This window comes from Streptomyces sp. NPDC058664, from assembly GCF_042716635.1.
GTDB lineage: Bacteria > Actinomycetota > Actinomycetes > Streptomycetales > Streptomycetaceae > Streptomyces.
In genome coordinates this window covers 192,017-208,074 of the sequence record NZ_JBHXRW010000001.1, presented here as the reverse complement: position 1 = coordinate 208,074, position 16,058 = coordinate 192,017, and the positions used below count along the sequence as shown (strand labels likewise).

Here is a 16,058-nt window from a genome sequence, read left to right as displayed (position 1 = left end):
CGAGGATGACGCTAGCCTGCCGACATCGCCGTCGACAAGGGCCCTGGAGGTACGCACACGATGACCGTCACCCTGGCGGACGTGGCCGCTCGCGCACGGGTCTCGCCCGCCACCGTCTCCCGCGTCCTCAACGGCAACTACCCGGTCGCCGAATCGACCCGCGAACGGGTCCTGCGGGCGGTGGACGAGCTGGACTACGTCCTCAACGGCCCCGCGAGCTCACTGGCCGCCGCCACCTCCGACCTGGTCGGCGTCCTCGTCAACGACATCGCCGACCCCTTCTTCGGGATCATGGCGAGCGCGGCGCAGAGCGCGATCGGGGAGGGCGCGTCGGGGCGCGGCGGCGGCGAGAAGCTGGCCGTCGTCTGCAACACCGGCGGCTCCCCCGCGCGCGAACTGACCTACCTCACCCTGCTCCAGCGGCAGCGGGCCGCCGCCGTGATCCTCATGGGCGGCTCCCTGGAGGACCCCGAGCACCTGGCGGCGACGGCCGGCAAGCTCACCAAACTGGCGGAGGCGGGGACCCGGGTCGTGCTGTGCGGACGCCCGCCGGTGCCGGGCGACGCGAACGCGGCCGCGCTCGTCTTCGACAACAGGACCGGCGCGCGGCGCCTCACCGAGCACCTGCTCGGCCTCGGCCACCGGCGCGTCGGTTACGCGGCGGGGCCCGCCGACCGGACGACGACCCGGCACCGCCTCGAAGGCCACCGGGAGGCGCTCGCGGCGGCGGGGATCGCGGAGGGTCCGACGGTCCACGGCGCGTACGACCGCCGGTCCGGCTACGAGGCGACGGCCGAACTCCTCTCCCGCGACCCGGACCTCACGGCGATCGTCGCCGCCAACGACACGGTGGCGCTCGGCGTCTGCGCGGCCCTGCGGGAACGGGGCCTGGACATTCCGGGCGACGTGTCCGTGGCGGGCTTCGACGACCTGCCGTTCTCCGTGGACGCGGTCCCGGCCCTGACGACCGTACGCCTGCCGCTGCACGAGGCGGGAGTCCGCGCGGGCCGCCTGGCGATGGGCACGGAGGAGCCCTTGGCGGGGGGCCTGGAGACGGTCCCGGGGGAGCTGGTGGTGCGGGGGTCGACGGCCCGGCCGCGGGGCTGAGCCGGGACGGCGGGACCGGGAACGGGGCCCGGTCGGGATCTGCCGGGATCCGGCCCACCCGGGGCGCGGCGGACCGTCACAGGACCCGGCCCACCCCGATCCGGGCGGTCCTGACGGAACCCGGTCGGCCTGGGAGCGTGCTTCCCGGGCCGACGGAACGGGCGGAGGTGCCGGCGGACCCCGGCCCCGGGGGCGGGATGCCGGCAGCCCCGGGCGCGCCCCGTGGGACGGGGCGGAGCCCCGCGACCCCGGGCGCCGGTCCCGTCGGACGCTGCCCTCGGGGCGTCAGTTCTTCTCCGCCGTCAGGCCCGTCGCCGTCAGGACCGCCTCCACCGTCTCCTCCACCGTCCGGTCCGCGTTGTCGATCCAGACGCCCTCGCCGGACAGTTCGGCGCGCATCGCCTCGTCCAGGAACGCCCAGTTCGTCGTCAGGCGCTTGTGGCGGGCGTTGTTGCGTTCCCAGGCCTTGTCCGGACCGGGGGCCAGGACCACCACGTGCAGCGGGCCCGCCTTCGCGTGGGCGCGGTAGAAGTCCAGGTGGGAGCGGCGTACGACCACGTCGTCGATGACCGGGAGGAAGCCGGCCGCCGTGAAGCTGTCCGCGAGGAGGCAGGCGTTGCGGGCGCGCAGCAGGATCTGCCGGTCCGCCTCCGGGTCGCCGTCCGGGGTGGGCCAGTGGCAGCCCTGGACGATCAGTTCCTGGAGGTGGTCGACCTCGATGTGCGCCGAACGGGCGAAGCGGGCCGCGAGGGCCGCGGCGACGGTCGACTTGCCGCTGCCGGGGATGCCGACGAGCAGGACGGCGCCGGGGCCGGGCTCGGGGGTGTCGACGGCGATGTGCTCGAAGGTCATACGGGCCTTTCCTCCTGGGCGGGACCGGTCGACGATACGGCCGTGGGAGACGGGGTCGCCAGGGGTTTCCCGGCGCGCCGGACGAGCGCGAGGGGCAGGCGCGAAGAGCAGACACGAAGGGCGGGCGCGAAGGGCCTCGGGCCGCTCCGCCGCACGCCATGTGGCGGACGGACGCGGCGCGGTGCCCGGCGATCCGGGCGGCGGTCCGTACGCTCCAGGGACTCCGGCCCGGGATCGTCGCCGTGGGCGATTCGTGCGCGGGTCCTTGACCTGGCAGTTACTTTCGGGCTATCCGTGACTCCTTGGAAGTTTCCTTCACTTCACTCTCGCACGGCCGGAAGGAGCATCAGTGCACCACCGCGCCCCCGTCCCCTCCCGACGCACCCTCCTCACGGTGACCGCCGCAGCCGCCGCGGCCGCCGTCACCGGAGTGAGCACCCCCGCCCACGCCGACCAGGACCACAAGCTCCGGCGGATCATCGACCGCATGTCGCTCGAGGAGAAGGTCGGCCAGCTCTTCGTGATGCGGGTGTACGGCCACTCCGCGACCGCCCCCGACCAGGCCGACATCGACGCCAACCTCAAGGAGATCGGCGTCCGTACGGCCGCCGAGCTGGTCGAGCGCTACCACGTGGGCGGGGTCATCTACTTCGCCTGGGCCCACAACACCCGCGACCCGCAGCAGATCGCCGAACTCTCCAACGGCATCCAGCAGGCCGCCCTCGCCCAGCGCACCCCGGTCCCGGTGCTCATCTCCACCGACCAGGAGCACGGCATCGTCTGCCGGGTGGGCGAGCCCGCCACCCTGGTGCCCGGGGCGATGGCCCTCGGCGCCGGCGGCTCGCACGCGGACGCCCGCAGGGCCGCGCGGATCGCGGGCGCGGAGCTCGCGGCGGTCGGCATCCGGCAGAACTACGCGCCGGTCGCGGACGTCAACGTCAACCCGGCGAACCCGGTCATCGGCGTCCGCTCCTTCGGCTCCGACCCGGCGGCGGTCGCCGGTATGGTCGCCGCGCAGGTCAAGGGGTACCAGCGGGCCGGGGTCGCGGCCACCTCCAAGCACTTCCCGGGGCACGGCGACACCGCCGTGGACAGCCACTACGGGCTGCCGACGATCACCCACACCCGGGCGCAGTGGGCGGAGCTCGACGCGCCGCCCTTCGAGTCGGCGATCGCCGCCGGGATCGACTCGATCATGACCGCGCACATCGTGGTCCCGGCGCTCGACCCCAGCGAGGACCCGGCGACCCTCTCCCGGCCCATCCTCACGGGCATCCTGCGCGAGCGGCTCGGCTACGACGGCGTGGTGGTCACCGACTCGCTCGGCATGGAGGGGGTGCGCACCAAGTACGGCGACGACCGCGTCGCGGTCCTCGCCCTGAAGGCCGGTGTGGACCAGCTGCTCAACCCGCCGAAGCTCGACGTGGCGTGGCACGCGGTCCTGAAGGCCGTCAGGGACGGCGAACTGACGGAGGCCCGGCTCGACGAATCGATCCTGCGGATCCTGCGGCTGAAGTCGAAGCTGGGCCTGTTCCGGAACGCGTACGTGAGCAGGGCCGGTGTCGAGCGGGTGGTCGGCACCGCCGCCCACCTGGCGCAGGCCGACCGGATCGCCGAGGCCACCACGACGCTGCTCCTCAACGAGGACGGCTTCCTGCCGCTGAGCCCGGCCTCGCACGGCTCGGTCCTCGTCGTCGGCGCCGACCCGGCCTCGCCGTCCGGGACCACCGGGCCGCCGACCACCACCCTGGCGACGGCGCTGACGGAGCTCGGGTTCACCGCGACCGCGCTCTCCACCGGGATCACCCCGACGGCAGCGAGGATCGAGGAGGCGGTGGCGGCGGCGGCCGGGAAGGACGTGGTCGTCGTCGGCACGTACAACGTCACCGCGGCCAGTCCGCAGCGCACGCTCGTGGCGCGGCTCGTCGCGACCGGGGTGCCCGTGGTGACGATCGCGATCCGCAACCCGTACGACATCGCCCGGATCGGCGGTCAGCGGGCGACGCTCGCGTCCTACTCCTGGACCGACGTCGAACTCCGGGCCGCCGTACGGGTCCTGGCGGGCCGGGCGCAGCCGAGGGGCCGGCTCCCGGTCCCGGTCCAGGACGCGGACGACCCGGCGAAGGTGCTCTATCCGGTGGGCCACGGTCTGTCGTACACGCGTTGAGCCTCCTGACCCGCACTACCAGTGGCGGCGCACTCGTGGTGCGGGTCAGGGCGCGAAAGTCCAGGCCCGGCAAGGGGCGCCGTCCGTTGTGCCCACCCGTTCCGCCCCAGCGGAACAGTTGCCCACGACGGACGGCGGGGAGTTACGGCCGCAGGCCGTGCTCCCGGGTCACGTCCTCGTCGACCGCCTTGTCGAGGCGGGCGTCGAAGCGTGCCAGCGGCTGCGCCGCCTGGACGGCCGGGGCGGGGACACCGGCCCAGGCCAGGATGCGGGCGGTGGCGTTCTCCCGCTCGGCGGGGACGAGCCCGGCCACGTTCGCGCCGTGGTTGGCGCCCGGCGCGGTGTAGACGTAGCTGTCACGCGCGCCCTTGCCGAGGCGGAACGGCTCGGCGCTCCACGGGTCGTTGCCGCCGTTGACGAACAGCATCTGGTGCGCGTTCTTGCGGACCCAGTCGTCGACGTCCCGCATGACCCACGGCTGGAACTTCATGGGGATCGAGCTCGGCACGAAGCTGCTGGCCGGCTGGTAGCCGTAGCGGCTCAGGCCGTCCAGGTGCGGCTGCTTGATGCTGGGCGAGCCGAGCTGGGTCGCCGCCTGGTAGTAGTACGGCGTGTAGTACTCCAGGCCCTGGTCGGCGTAGGCGCCCCAGCCGGAGTAGGCGTCGATCGTCTCGTAGACGGTGTCGTCGCTCGCGGTCCTCGCGTCCGGGATCTGGTCGCAGACGTCCTCGCCGTAGTACTGCCAGAAGCCCCACACGAAGTCGAGGACGACGGCCTCGTAGGCCTTGTCGAGCGTGCCGACCGTGTTGAAGGTGGCGCCCTCGGCCTCGGCCCACTCCTTGTACTTCTTCTGCAGCGGCTCGCGGCGGACGAGGGCCTCGCGCTGCATGGAGTTCAGGCGGTCGCGGCACTCCTTGGTGCCGACGTTCGCGAAGAACCGGTCGTAGGCCGAGTCCTCCTTGTTCACCACGTCGTTGGGGGCGACGTACGCGACGACGCCGTCCATGTCGCGCGGGTAGAAGCGCTCGTAGTAGGTGGCGGTCATGCCGCCCTTCGAGCCGCCGGTGGAGAGCCAGTTCTTGCCGTAGATCTTCTTCAGGGCGGTGAAGATCCGGTGCTGGTCGCTGGCCGCCTGCCAGATGTCGAGCTTGGACCAGTCGGCCGGCTGCGGACGCGACGGCGTGAAGAAGCGGTACTCCATGGAGATCTGGTTGCCGTCGACGATCCGGGTCGGCTCGGTCCGGCTCGGGGTGGTGCTCAGGCCGTAACCGCTGGTGCGGAAGACGGTGGGGCGGTCCGTGTCCTTGTGCAGGACGGAGATCCGCTGCTGGAACGTGCCCGCCCACGGGCGTCGGTGGTCGATCGGCTGTTCGTAGTTCAGAACGAGGAAGCGGTAGCCGGCGTACGGCTTCTCCTCGATCAGGCTCATCCCGGGGATCGCCAGGATGCGGTCCTTGATGTCCGTGCTCTGCGAGTCGGCGACGGACGTGGTGCTGTCGGCTTCCGTGTCCGCGGCGGTGGCCACGCCCGTGGAGCCGACGGTGCCTATGAGCACCGAGAGCGACACCAGCCATCTGAGCGACTTGCGCATTCGTCCTCCCCATGGTTCACAACGGTGTCGCGAACCTAGCGGGGGCAACGTGTGGACCGCCAGACCCAGTTGGTCCTTACCCTTGGACTTTCCTTCGCATCAGCACAGGATCCGACTCGTCAGCAGGCTCGTCAGCACAGGATCCAGCCCGTGGACGTGCCCCGTCCGGACACCGAACCGACCGCCCGGACACAGCGGTTGAGGGCGTGGACGGTGACGGGCCCGGCCTGCCGGCCGAACCGTCCGGCCTTGACGGCGGGACGGCCGCCGCGCGGCTGGAGCGAGACGCTCATCGGCCGGGCGGCTCCCGGGCGCTTGGCGACGGTGACGGCGCAGACGTAGTGACGGGTCCGGTAGAGGCGCAGCTCGCCGGTGGCGAAACGGTACGTCTTGGTCGGGCGGCCCTGGCAGACGGAGGCGGCGTCGGCGGTCCCGGCTCCGGGGCCAGGACCGGGGACCAGAAGCAGGGCGAGGGCCACGAGGAGCGGGGCGAGGGCACGGGCGGGCGGTCGTCGGCCACGTCGTCCGTTCTGCGTGTCCGTGGGCATGCGTCCCCTTCCGGGCGGGTCGCCGTACGAACGTACGGCCGTACGGCGGTTCAGGCGTACGGGCGTACGACGCGCGAGCCCTCGGAATGGTTGCCTCCGGCCGGCTACGCGAACGTCGTGAGGACGAACAGCAGGAAGACGGCCTCGGCGCCGAGCTGCGTCCACAGCGCCGCCCGGCGGACACCGGCGCGGGAGGTGCTCCCCACGGCCAGCACGGTCACGAAGGCCGCGGCGGCGATCACCAGGCTCGCGGCGTACAGGAAGCCGGGGGCGCCGCCGCAGCCCTCCCCGTAGGTGACGCAGCGGCCGGCGTCCTCGGTGCTGAGGGCGAGGACGCCGGCGAGCAGGGTCGCGGGGAGCAGCAGCCCGGCCCCGATCAGCGCCCGCTTCCGCAGGCGCGCGCCCTCCACGTCCGGCGGGGTGATCGGGACGGGCGAGGCGGCGTGGGCGCGGAGGTCGTGGCTCATGCCCCGATCCAAGCCCGCGGGGCGGTGGTCGGCCATCCGCCCGGATACTCATCCGGGCGGATCGGCCGTACTCAGACCCGCTCCGGCTGCTCCTCCTCGTCGACGGCCTCCCCGATGAACGTGCTCCACAGCGACGCGTACCGGCCGCCCAGGGCGAGGAGCTCCTCGTGGGTGCCGTCCTCCGCGACCCGGCCGTGGTCCATGACCACCACCCGGTCCGCGCGGGCCGCGGTGGTCAGCCGGTGGGCGACGACCAGGGTCGTGCGGCGTCCGGCGAGGCGGTCGGTGGCCTGGTTGACCTGGGCCTCGGTGGCCAGGTCCAGGGCCGCCGTGGCCTCGTCGAGGAGCAGGACGTCCGGGTCGACCAGCTCGGCGCGGGCGAGGGCGATGAGCTGGCGCTGTCCGGCGGAGAGGTTGCGGCCCCGCTCGGCGACCTCGTGGAGGTAGCCGCCGTCGAGGGTGGCGATCATGTCGTGGGCGCCGACCGCGCGGGCCGCCGCCTCCACCTCGGCGTCGGTCGCCCCGGGGCGGCCGTACGCGATGGCGTCGCGGACCGTCCCGGCGAAGAGGTACGCCTCCTGGGGGACGACGCCGAGCCGGTGGCGGTACGCGGTGAGGTCGAGGTCCCGCAGGTCGGTGCCGTCGGCGGTGACCCGGCCGCCCGTCGGGTCGTAGAACCGGGCGACCAGCTTGACCAGGGTGGACTTGCCCGCGCCCGTCTCGCCGACGAAGGCGACGGTCTGGCCGGCCGGGATCCGCAGGTCGATGCCGGTGAGGGCGGTCTCCTTCTTCGCGGTGCCGTCCTCTCCCCCGTACGCGAAGGAGACGTCCTCGAAGGCGATCTCGCCGCGCAGCGAGAGCACGTCCAGGGGTGCGTCGGCGGCGGCCGTCGACGTCGGCTCCTGGAGGAGTTCCTGCATCCGCTTCAGCGAGACGGCGGCCTGCTGGTAGCCGTCGAAGACCTGGGAGAGCTGCTGCACGGGGGCGAAGAACAGGTCGATGTAGAGGAGGTAGGCGACGAGCGCGCCGGTGGTGAGCGTGCCCGCCTCGATCCGGTTCGCGCCGACGATCATGACGGCGGCGGCGGCGACCGAGGACAGCAGCGTCACGAACGGGAAGTAGATCGAGATCAGCCACTGGCCCCGGACGCGCGCCTCGCGGTAGGAGTCGCTGCGCTCGGCGAACCGGGCCGCGCCCGACCGCTCGCGGCGGAAGGCCTGCACGATCCGCAGGCCGGAGACCGACTCCTGGAGGTCGCCGTTGACGACGCTGATCCGCTCGCGCGCCAGCTCGTACGCCTTCACGCTGGAGCGGCGGAAGAAGTACGTGGCGACGGCCAGGACCGGCAGGGTCGCGAAGACCACCAGGGCGAGCTGGAGGTCGAGGAAGACCAGCGCGACCATGATCCCGAAGAAGGTCACGACGGAGACGAAGGCGGTGACGAGACCCGTCTGGAGGAAGGTGGACAGGGCGTCCACGTCCGTCGTCATCCGGGTCATGATCCGGCCGGTGAGCTCGCGCTCGTAGTAGTCCAGGCCGAGCCGCTGGAGCTGGGCGAAGATCTTCAGGCGCAGCGCGTAGAGCACCCGCTCGCCGGTACGGCCGGTCATCCGGATCTCGGCGGTCTGCGCCACCCACTGCACGAGCACCGTGACCAGGGCGAACGCGGAGGCCGCCCAGACGGCGCCGATCGCCAGCCGGTTCACGCCCTCGTCGATGCCGTGCCGGATCAGGACGGGAAGCAGCAGGCCCGCGCCGGCGTCCAGGGCGACCAGGCCGAGGCTGATGAGCAGCGGGACGCCGAAGCCGCGCAGGAGCCGGCGCAGGCCGTACGCGTCCTCGGGCGACACCGCGCGGGCCTCGTCGACGTCGGGGATGTCGGTGGCCGGGGGCAGCGCCTCGACGGCGGCGAGCAGTTCGGGGGTGGCCCCGGGCGGGGCGCTCTCCCGGTCGGCGGCCTCGTCCCGTACCCACAGGGTCGGGGTGATGCCCCGCTCGGCGTCGAACTCCGCGTCGAGCTCGGCCCGCAGGGTGCGGTCCTCGGGGACCTCGGGCGGGGTGACGTGGCCGGGCGAGACGGCGCCCAGCTCCTCGGGGTCGGTGAGGAGGCGCCGGAAGAGCGGGGAGCGCTCCTCCAGCTCCGCGTGGGTGCCGATGTCGGCGAGCCGGCCGTCCTCCAGGACGACGATGCGGTCGGCCAGGTTGAGGGTGGAGCGGCGGTGCGCGATGAGCAGGGTGGTGCGGCCCGCCATCACCGACTTCAGGGCCTCGTGGATCTCGTGCTCGACCTTGGCGTCGACGGCCGAGGTGGCGTCGTCGAGGAGGAGCAGCCGGGGGTCGGTGAGGATCGCGCGGGCGAGCGCGACGCGCTGGCGCTGGCCGCCGGAGAGGGTGAGGCCGTGCTCGCCGACCTTGGTGTCGTAGCCCTCGGGCAGCTCGGCGATGAAACGGTCCGCCTGGGCGGCCCGTGCCGCGGCCTCGACCTGCTCCTGGGTGGCCTCCGGGAGGCCGTACGCGATGTTGGCGCGGACGGTGTCGGAGAAGAGGAAGGAGTCCTCGGGGACGAGCCCGACGGCGGCGCGCAGCGAGTCGAGGGTGAGCTCGCGGACGTCGTGGCCGCCGACGAGGACGGCGCCGTGGGAGACGTCGTAGAAGCGGGGCAGGAGGAGGGAGACGGTGGACTTGCCGGAGCCGGAGGCGCCGACGACGGCGACGGTCTCGCCGGGGCGGATCTCCAGGGAGAAGCCGTCGAGGACGGGGGTGCCGTCCTCGTACGCGAAGGACACGTCGTCGAACTCGACGGTGGCGGGCGCGTCGGCCGGGAGCTCCTTCGTCCCGTCCTTGATGACCGGCTCGGTGTCGATGAGTTCGAGGACCCGGTCGACGCCGGCGCGGGCCTGCTGGCCGACGGTGAGGACCATGGCGAGCATGCGGACCGGGCCGACGAGGGACGCCAGGTAGGCGGAGAAGGCGACGAAGGTGCCGAGGGTGATCTGGCCCTTGTAGGCGAGCCAGCCGCCGAGGGCGAGGACGGCGACCTGGCCGAGGGCGGGCACGGCCTGGAGGGCGGGGGTGTAGCGCGAGTTCAGCCGGATCGTCCGCAGCCGGCCGGCGAACAGCTTCCGCCCGGCTTCGCGGATCTTGCCGGTCTCCTGGTCCTCCTGGCCGAAGCCCTTGACGACCCGCACGCCGGTCACGGCCCCGTCGACGACCCCGGCGACGGCCCCGGCCTGCTGCTGCGCGTACCAGGTGGCGGGGTGGAGGCGGGTGCGGCTGCGCTTGGCGATGTACCAGAGGGCGGGGGCGACGGCGAGGGCGACGAGGGTGAGCGGGATCGACAGCCAGGCCATGACGGCGAGCGAGATGAGGAAGAGCAGGATGTTCCCGATGGTCATCGGGAGCATGAAGAGAAGACCCTGGATGAGCTGGAGGTCGCTGGTGGCCCGCCCGACGACCTGCCCGGTGGACAGCTCGTCCTGCCGCCGCCCGTCGAGCCGGGTGATGGTGGCGTACATGTCGGTGCGCAGGTCGTGCTGGACGTCGAGGGCGAGCCGTCCGCCGTAGTAGCGGCGGACGTAGGTGAGGACGTAGACGAGGACGGCGGCGCCGATGAGGAGGCCGGTCCAGACGCCGAGGTCCCGGGTCTTCGTCCCGATGACGTCGTCGATGATCACCTTGGTGACGAGCGGTACGAGGGCGAGGACGGCCATCCCGAGGAGGGAGGACCCGAGTGCGAGGATCACGTTCGCCCGGTACCGCCAGGCGTACCCGGTGAGTCTCCGGGCCCAGCCCTGCGGCCGGTCGACCGCCGGCTTCCCGTCCGCCGCCGGTTCCCCGTCCGCCACCTGTTTCTGCCCCACCGCCGCCACGAATGGCCTCCCGTCCGTCCTGCTCTACCGGAAGGCCCAACGCGGCCGACGTGCGATTTCATCCCGCCGCAACAAAGACGGGGCTTTGGTCCTAGGTCCTCACAGGCAGTCGCAGCCCGTTCCGTGGAGGAGGAGGAAGACGGCGGTCACGGCGACGACGGAGAAGACACCGCCCGTCACGGCGGCGAGCCGCCGCCTCCGGCGGGTCCCGGCCGGGCCCCGGAACTTCACCCACGTCCCGTGGACGAGGACGAGACTCAGCAGTCCGGCGCCCGCGACGGTCAGGCGGGGGCTGAAGGACCAGCTCAGATACGCGAGGAGGACGAGGCCCGCGAGCAGTGCGCAGGCGAGCAGGGTCAGGACGATCTCCGCGAGGACCTCCCCGACCGTCTCGACCAGGAACTCCCCGACGCCTTTCACCACCCTGCGAACCCGGCCCACCGGTGCCTCCCCGCCACGGCCCGTGCGGGCCACGGGGAGGAAGACCCGTACGGGCCCGGAAGGGTTGAGCTCGTAGGGGGCCCGTCCTGGGTAGGGATCTCGGACCGCCGAGGGAAGGGGAGGTCCGTGACACGGGTCGAGGACGGGAAGCCGTACGCGTGGGGGCGGCTGCACGCGGCGCTGTGGGCACTGAAGGGGCTCGCGGAAACCGGCAGGGTCGCGCCGCTGTCGGAGCGGGAGGTGAGCCGGGCGGCCGGCAATCCGTGGAACATCGCATGGCGCCTGCTGCTGAACGTGGGACGTCAGGTGTTCGTGGCCCGCGAGAAGGGCGGGGTCCGCGCCGAGGCCGCCGCGGTGGTCTTCGCCGACATCGGGAAGCTGGTCTTTCCGCAGCGCGTACCCCGGGACGGACTCGGGGAGACCGGGACGGAGGCGTTCCGGCAGGGGTACGAGGCGCAGCTCGCCGAGTACAGGAAGCAGTGGGAGGAGCTCGTCGACTGAGGACACCGCGAACGTCCGGCCCGCCCCGGGAGGGTGGGCCGGACGGTTCCCGGCTCACAGGTGCGTCGGTTCGAACATCCTCAGGAGGGCCGGCAGGACCACCACCGACGGGCCCGGGGTCGCGAGGGCCTTCGCGAGGTCCGTCGTCAGGGTCTCCGGGGTCGTCAGGGTCGCCGGGACGCCGAAGGACTCCGACAGGGCGACGAAGTCCGGGCGGGTGAGTTCGGTGGCCGTGGCCTCGCCGAACGCGCCCGTCATGTACTCGCGCAGGATGCCGTAGCCGCCGTCGTCGACGATCAGCCAGGTCACGTCGAGGCCGTACTGCTTCGCCGTCGCCAGCTCGGCGATCGAGTACATCGCGCCGCCGTCGCCGGAGACCGCGAGGACCGGCTGCGAGGGGTCCGCCGCCGCCGCGCCGAGCGCGGCAGGGAAGCCGTAGCCGAGGCCGCCGGCGCCCTGCGCGGAGTGCATCGTGTTCGGGTGCCGGGCGTCGAAGGCCGACCACGCCCAGTACGCGAGGATCGTCATGTCCCAGAAGCTCGGGGACCGGTCCGGGAGCGCCTCCCGTACGGCCGCGACGATCCGCTGCTCCAGGCCCAGGTCCTGCGCGGCGATCCGGTCCCGGACCTTGGTGAGAACGGCCGAGACCCGCTCGGGGGCCGCCGGGTCCCGCCGCTCGGGGACCGTCTCCAGGAGCGCCTGGAGGGCGAGGCGGGCGTCCGCGTGGATGCCGAGCGCCGGGTGGTTGGACTCCAGTTTCCCGGCGTCGGCCTCGATCTGGATCACCCGGCCGCGCGGGGCGAACGTGTGGTAGTTCGAGGACAGTTCGCCGAGGCCCGAGCCGACGACGAGGAGGACGTCGGCGTCCTCCAGGAAGTCGGTGGTGTGCCGGTCCTCCAGCCAGGACTGGAGCGAGAGCGGGTGCTCCCACGGGAAGGCGCCCTTGCCGCCGAAGGTCGTCACCACGGGGACGTCCAGGCGCTCCGCGAGCGCGAGGAGCTTGCCGGAGGCGTCGGAGCGTACGACTCCGCCGCCCGCGATGATCGCGGGGCGCTCGGCGTTCGCCAGGAGGTGGGCCGCGACCGCCGTCAGCTCGGGGCGCGGGACGACCTCCTCCGGCGTCGCGTCCATCGCCGTGACCACGGGCAGGATCGTTTCCGCGAGGAGCACGTCCTGCGGGATCTCGACCCATACCGGCCCGTGCGGAGCGGTGAGCGCCGACTCCCAGGCCGCCGCGATGGCGGAGGGGATCTGGGACTGCGTACGGACCGTGTGGACGGACTTGACCACGTCCCGGAACGAGGCCTGCTGGTCGCGCAGCTCGTGGAGGTAGCCGTGCCGGCCGCCGCCGAGGCCGGCCGCCGGGACCTGGCTGCCGATCGCGAGGACGGGCGCGGAGGCGGCGGCGGCCTCCTGGAGCGCGGCGAGCGACATGAGCGCGCCGGGTCCGGTGGAGAGCAGCAGCGGGGCCGCCTCGCCGGTGATCCGGCCGTACGCGTCGGCGGCGAAGCCCGCGTTGTTCTCGACGCGGAGGCCGACGTACCGCAGGGAGGAGCGGCGCAGCGCGTCGAACATGCCGAGGGCGTGCTGGCCGGGGAGGCCGAAGACGGTGGTGGCGCCGAGGCCGGTGAGGGTCTCGACGACGAGGTCGCCGCCGTTGCGCCCCGCGGGCGGGTTCAGGGCGGCCTCCGTCTGCGCGGCGGACGGGCGCAGGACCAGGTCGTGGTCGTGGGTCATGGACAGGTCCCCTTGGACGTGGCTCGGTCGGTCGGGTGCGGCCCGGTGGGCGGGTTGTGCCCACCCGTTCCGCCCTGCGGAACGACTGCCCACAACCCGCCGAGGTTACTTCGCGCCGGAGGCGCGGCCCGCCGCGATCTGGCGGGACATGATCGTCGTCAGCTCGTACGCCGTGTGCGACGCGGCGACCGCCGTGATCTCGGCGTGGTCGTACGCCGGGGCGACCTCGACGACGTCGGCGGAGACCAGGTTGCAGGAGGAGAGGCCGCGGAGGATCTCCAGGAGCTCGCGGGAGGTCATGCCGCCCGCCTCGGGGGTGCCGGTGCCGGGGGCGTGGGCCGGGTCGAGGCAGTCGATGTCGATGGAGATGTACAGCGGGCGGTTCCCGATGCGCTGGCGCAGCTGGTCGGCGACCTCGTCGGCGCCGCGGCGGTAGACGTCCGCCGAGGTGACGATGCCGAAGCCCATCTTCTCGTCGTCGGTGAGGTCCTGCTTGCCGTACAGCGGGCCGCGGATGCCGACGTGGGAGAGCGCCTCGGTGTCGAGGATGCCCTCCTCGACGGCCCGGCGGAACGGGGTGCCGTGGGTGTACTCGGCGCCGAAGTAGGTGTCCCAGGTGTCGAGGTGCGCGTCGAAGTGGAGCAGGGCGACGGGGCCGTGCTTCTTGGCGACGGAGCGGAGCAGCGGCAGCGCGATGGTGTGGTCGCCGCCGAGGGTCATCAGGCGGGCCCCGGTGCCGATCAGCTCGTCGGCGGCGGCCTCGACGGTCTCGACGGCCTCGTTGATGTTGAACGGGTTGGCGGCGATGTCACCGGCGTCCGCGACCTGGGCGAGGGCGAACGGGGAGGCGTCCTGCGCCGGGTTGTAGGGGCGGAGCAGGCGGGAGGCCTCGCGGATGGCGTTGCCGCCGAAGCGGGCGCCGGGGCGGTAGGAGACGCCGCTGTCGAAGGGGACGCCGACCACGGCGACGTCGGTGGTGCCGACCTCGTCGAGCCGCGGCAGCCGGGCGAACGTCGCGGGACCGGCGTACCGCGGGACGCGGGACGAGTCGATCGGGCCGCGCGGGGTGTTCTGGTCGCTGCTCATGGTCGGGTCCTCCTGGAGTGTGGCGGGGGTGGGTCTCGGCCCGCTGGACACCACGACGGTAGGCGGCGGGAAAGCGGTGCAGAAGTGTACGTTTCCTCCACTGTACGAGTCGATGCTGTACGAAGGATCCATGACGACCTCCCCTTCGGACACGGAGTCCCTCTCCACCCACCCCGCGCCGCCCGTCCCGCTCGCCGCGCTGCTCGCCCGCCGGGACCTCGGGCTCCGGCTGCTCGCGGGACCCGAGGACGTCCCGCTCCACTGGGTGCACACCTCGGAGATGGCCGACCCCTACCCGTACCTCCTCGGCGGAGAACTGCTCATGACGGCGGGCGTCCAGCTCACCGACCCGGCACGGTACGTGGAACGGGTGGTGGAGGCGGGGGCGGCGGCGCTCGCCTTCGGGGTGACGCCGGTGTACGACACGGTTCCGGCCGAGCTCGTCGAGGCCTGCGCGCGGCACGGCCTGCCGCTGGTCGAGGTGCCGCCGAGGACTCCGTTCACGGCGGTCGCGCGGGCGCTGTGGCGGCTGATGGCGGAGGCCAGGCTGTACGAGCTGCGCCGGGTGACGGAGGCGCAGCAGTCCCTGGCGGCGGCGGCCGCCCGGCCGGCCCCGGTCCCGGCGGTCCTCGGCGCGCTGGCCTCGCGCCTCGCGGGACGGGCGGTGCTCTTCGGCGCGGACGGTACGGAGTCGGTGGCGGCCGGCAGGCAGGTACCGGCGGACGCGGCCCGTGCGCTGCGGGAGCTCGCGGGGGTGATCGGGCCACGCCCCGGCGGCCCGGCCTCGGCGGGCGGGGAGGGCGGCGGGCTCCGGCTCGCCGCGTACGCCCTCGGGGGCGGTGACGGGCTGACGCTCGGGGTGGCGACGGAGCGGCGCGGCCCCGGCGACCACACGATCGCGGGCGTCGCGGTCGTCCTGCTGTCGCTCCTGACGGCCCCGCACCGGGGCGCGGACGTGACGGTACGGGACGGGGCACTGGTCCGGCTGCTGCTCGGCGCGCTCCCGGCGGAGGTCGCGGGCGCGCTCGGCCAGGGCCCGTGGACGGTGGTCCACGCGAGCGGCGGCGACGGCACCCCGTTCGCGGCGGCCTCCCTGGCGGCGGCGCTGGGGACACCGCTGGTGGACGGGGGCGGTACGGCTCCGGGGGCGGCGGGCTCGGGCCGTACGGCTCCCGGTGCGGCGGGCTCGGGCCGTACGACTGCGGGGGCCGCGCTCGGAGCCGTACGCCTGCTCCTGCCCGCCGCCTCCCCCGTCACCGCTCAGTCCGGCTGGACGCTGGGCGTGAGCGCCCCCGTCGAGGCGGGCGAACTCGCGGCGGCGGACGCGCAGGCGGCGCGCGCCCTGCGGCGGGCGGAGGCGACCGGGGCGGAGCTGGTGCGGCACCGCGCGGGCGGGATCGCCGCCCTGGTGGACCCGGACGAGGCCACCGCCCACGCGCGCGCCCTCCTCGCCCCGCTGTCCGAACCACTCGCCGAGACTCTGCGCGTCTGGCTCTCGCTGCACGGTGGCTGGGACCGGACGGCCGTCGCGCTGGACCTCCACCGCAACACCGTCCGCCAGCGGATCGCCCGCTGCGCCGGGCTCCTGGGACGGGACCTGGACGATCCGGACGTCCGCATGGAGCTGTGGTTCGCGCTCAAGTCCCTCTGATGAAGGGGGAGGCCGAGAACGCGACGGGCTTCCCCCGGCCC

Annotated in this window: 12 protein-coding genes; 4 read left to right on the top strand and 8 right to left on the bottom strand. The window is 73.6% G+C overall.

The window, feature by feature from the left end; all coding sequences use genetic code 11:
• Positions 1 to 60: 60 nt before the first annotated feature.
• A complete protein-coding gene (locus ACFWUY_RS00960) occupies positions 61 to 1,107 on the top strand; it encodes a LacI family DNA-binding transcriptional regulator (RefSeq protein WP_384100528.1) in 1,047 nt (348 codons plus the stop codon).
• 285 nt (positions 1,108 to 1,392) lie between these two features.
• On the opposite strand, the gene ACFWUY_RS00955 is transcribed toward ACFWUY_RS00960, so the two are convergent.
• A complete protein-coding gene (locus ACFWUY_RS00955) occupies positions 1,393 to 1,959 on the bottom strand; it encodes an AAA family ATPase (RefSeq protein WP_384100526.1) in 567 nt (188 codons plus the stop codon).
• A 349-nt stretch (positions 1,960 to 2,308) separates the two neighbouring features.
• On the opposite strand from ACFWUY_RS00955, the gene ACFWUY_RS00950 reads away from it, so the two are divergent.
• Positions 2,309 to 4,126: a glycoside hydrolase family 3 protein gene (locus ACFWUY_RS00950; RefSeq protein WP_384100524.1), complete on the top strand. Its 1,818-nt coding sequence runs from the start codon at positions 2,309 to 2,311 to the stop codon at positions 4,124 to 4,126.
• Positions 4,127 to 4,268: 142 nt separating this feature from the next.
• Here the strand turns inward: ACFWUY_RS00950 and ACFWUY_RS00945 are convergent, their stop codons facing one another.
• The 5 genes from ACFWUY_RS00945 to ACFWUY_RS00925 form a co-directional block, all read right to left on the bottom strand.
• Entirely contained in the window at positions 4,269 to 5,717 is a 1,449-nt protein-coding gene (locus ACFWUY_RS00945) for an aminopeptidase (RefSeq protein ID WP_384100522.1), read from the bottom strand.
• A gap of 131 nt (positions 5,718 to 5,848) precedes the next feature.
• Positions 5,849 to 6,265 carry a hypothetical protein gene (locus tag ACFWUY_RS00940; RefSeq protein ID WP_384100520.1) on the bottom strand — a complete coding sequence of 139 codons (417 nt, stop codon included), beginning with the start codon at positions 6,263 to 6,265 and terminating at the stop codon, positions 5,849 to 5,851.
• A gap of 104 nt (positions 6,266 to 6,369) precedes the next feature.
• Positions 6,370 to 6,732 (bottom strand): hypothetical protein, encoded by a 363-nt coding sequence (locus ACFWUY_RS00935; protein ID WP_384100518.1) that lies wholly within the window; start codon positions 6,730 to 6,732, stop codon positions 6,370 to 6,372.
• A 71-nt stretch (positions 6,733 to 6,803) separates the two neighbouring features.
• On the bottom strand, positions 6,804 to 10,577 hold the full coding sequence (locus tag ACFWUY_RS00930; RefSeq protein ID WP_384100820.1) for an ABC transporter ATP-binding protein: 3,774 nt from the start codon (positions 10,575 to 10,577) through the stop codon (positions 6,804 to 6,806).
• Positions 10,578 to 10,700: 123 nt separating this feature from the next.
• A complete protein-coding gene (locus ACFWUY_RS00925; RefSeq protein WP_384100516.1) occupies positions 10,701 to 11,024 on the bottom strand; it encodes a lysine transporter LysE in 324 nt (107 codons plus the stop codon).
• A 144-nt stretch (positions 11,025 to 11,168) separates the two neighbouring features.
• On the opposite strand from ACFWUY_RS00925, the gene ACFWUY_RS00920 reads away from it, so the two are divergent.
• Positions 11,169 to 11,543: a hypothetical protein gene (locus ACFWUY_RS00920; protein ID WP_384100514.1), complete on the top strand. Its 375-nt coding sequence runs from the start codon at positions 11,169 to 11,171 to the stop codon at positions 11,541 to 11,543.
• A gap of 54 nt (positions 11,544 to 11,597) precedes the next feature.
• Here the strand turns inward: ACFWUY_RS00920 and ACFWUY_RS00915 are convergent, their stop codons facing one another.
• Together ACFWUY_RS00915 and speB are read right to left on the bottom strand one after the other, a co-directional pair.
• A complete protein-coding gene (locus tag ACFWUY_RS00915; RefSeq protein WP_384100512.1) occupies positions 11,598 to 13,280 on the bottom strand; it encodes a thiamine pyrophosphate-binding protein in 1,683 nt (560 codons plus the stop codon).
• Between the two features lie 105 nt (positions 13,281 to 13,385).
• Positions 13,386 to 14,366, bottom strand: a complete 981-nt coding sequence (speB, locus tag ACFWUY_RS00910) for an agmatinase (protein WP_384100510.1) — start codon at positions 14,364 to 14,366, stop codon at positions 13,386 to 13,388.
• A 130-nt stretch (positions 14,367 to 14,496) separates the two neighbouring features.
• Here speB and ACFWUY_RS00905 point away from each other — a divergent pair, with 130 nt between their 5' ends.
• On the top strand, positions 14,497 to 16,017 hold the full coding sequence (locus ACFWUY_RS00905; RefSeq protein WP_384100508.1) for a PucR family transcriptional regulator: 1,521 nt from the start codon (positions 14,497 to 14,499) through the stop codon (positions 16,015 to 16,017).
• Positions 16,018 to 16,058: the final 41 nt, after the last annotated feature.

Coding starts and splice junctions, on each gene's coding strand:
- ACFWUY_RS00955 (WP_384100526.1), bottom strand. CDS start 1,959: ATGACCTTCGAGCACATCGCCGTCGACACCCCCGAGCCCGGCCCCGGC.
- speB (WP_384100510.1), bottom strand. CDS start 14,366: ATGAGCAGCGACCAGAACACCCCGCGCGGCCCGATCGACTCGTCCCGC.
- ACFWUY_RS00960 (WP_384100528.1), top strand. CDS start 61: ATGACCGTCACCCTGGCGGACGTGGCCGCTCGCGCACGGGTCTCGCCC.
- ACFWUY_RS00940 (WP_384100520.1), bottom strand. CDS start 6,265: ATGCCCACGGACACGCAGAACGGACGACGTGGCCGACGACCGCCCGCC.
- ACFWUY_RS00935 (WP_384100518.1), bottom strand. CDS start 6,732: ATGAGCCACGACCTCCGCGCCCACGCCGCCTCGCCCGTCCCGATCACC.
- ACFWUY_RS00945 (WP_384100522.1), bottom strand. CDS start 5,717: ATGCGCAAGTCGCTCAGATGGCTGGTGTCGCTCTCGGTGCTCATAGGC.
- ACFWUY_RS00915 (WP_384100512.1), bottom strand. CDS start 13,280: ATGACCCACGACCACGACCTGGTCCTGCGCCCGTCCGCCGCGCAGACG.
- ACFWUY_RS00905 (WP_384100508.1), top strand. CDS start 14,497: ATGACGACCTCCCCTTCGGACACGGAGTCCCTCTCCACCCACCCCGCG.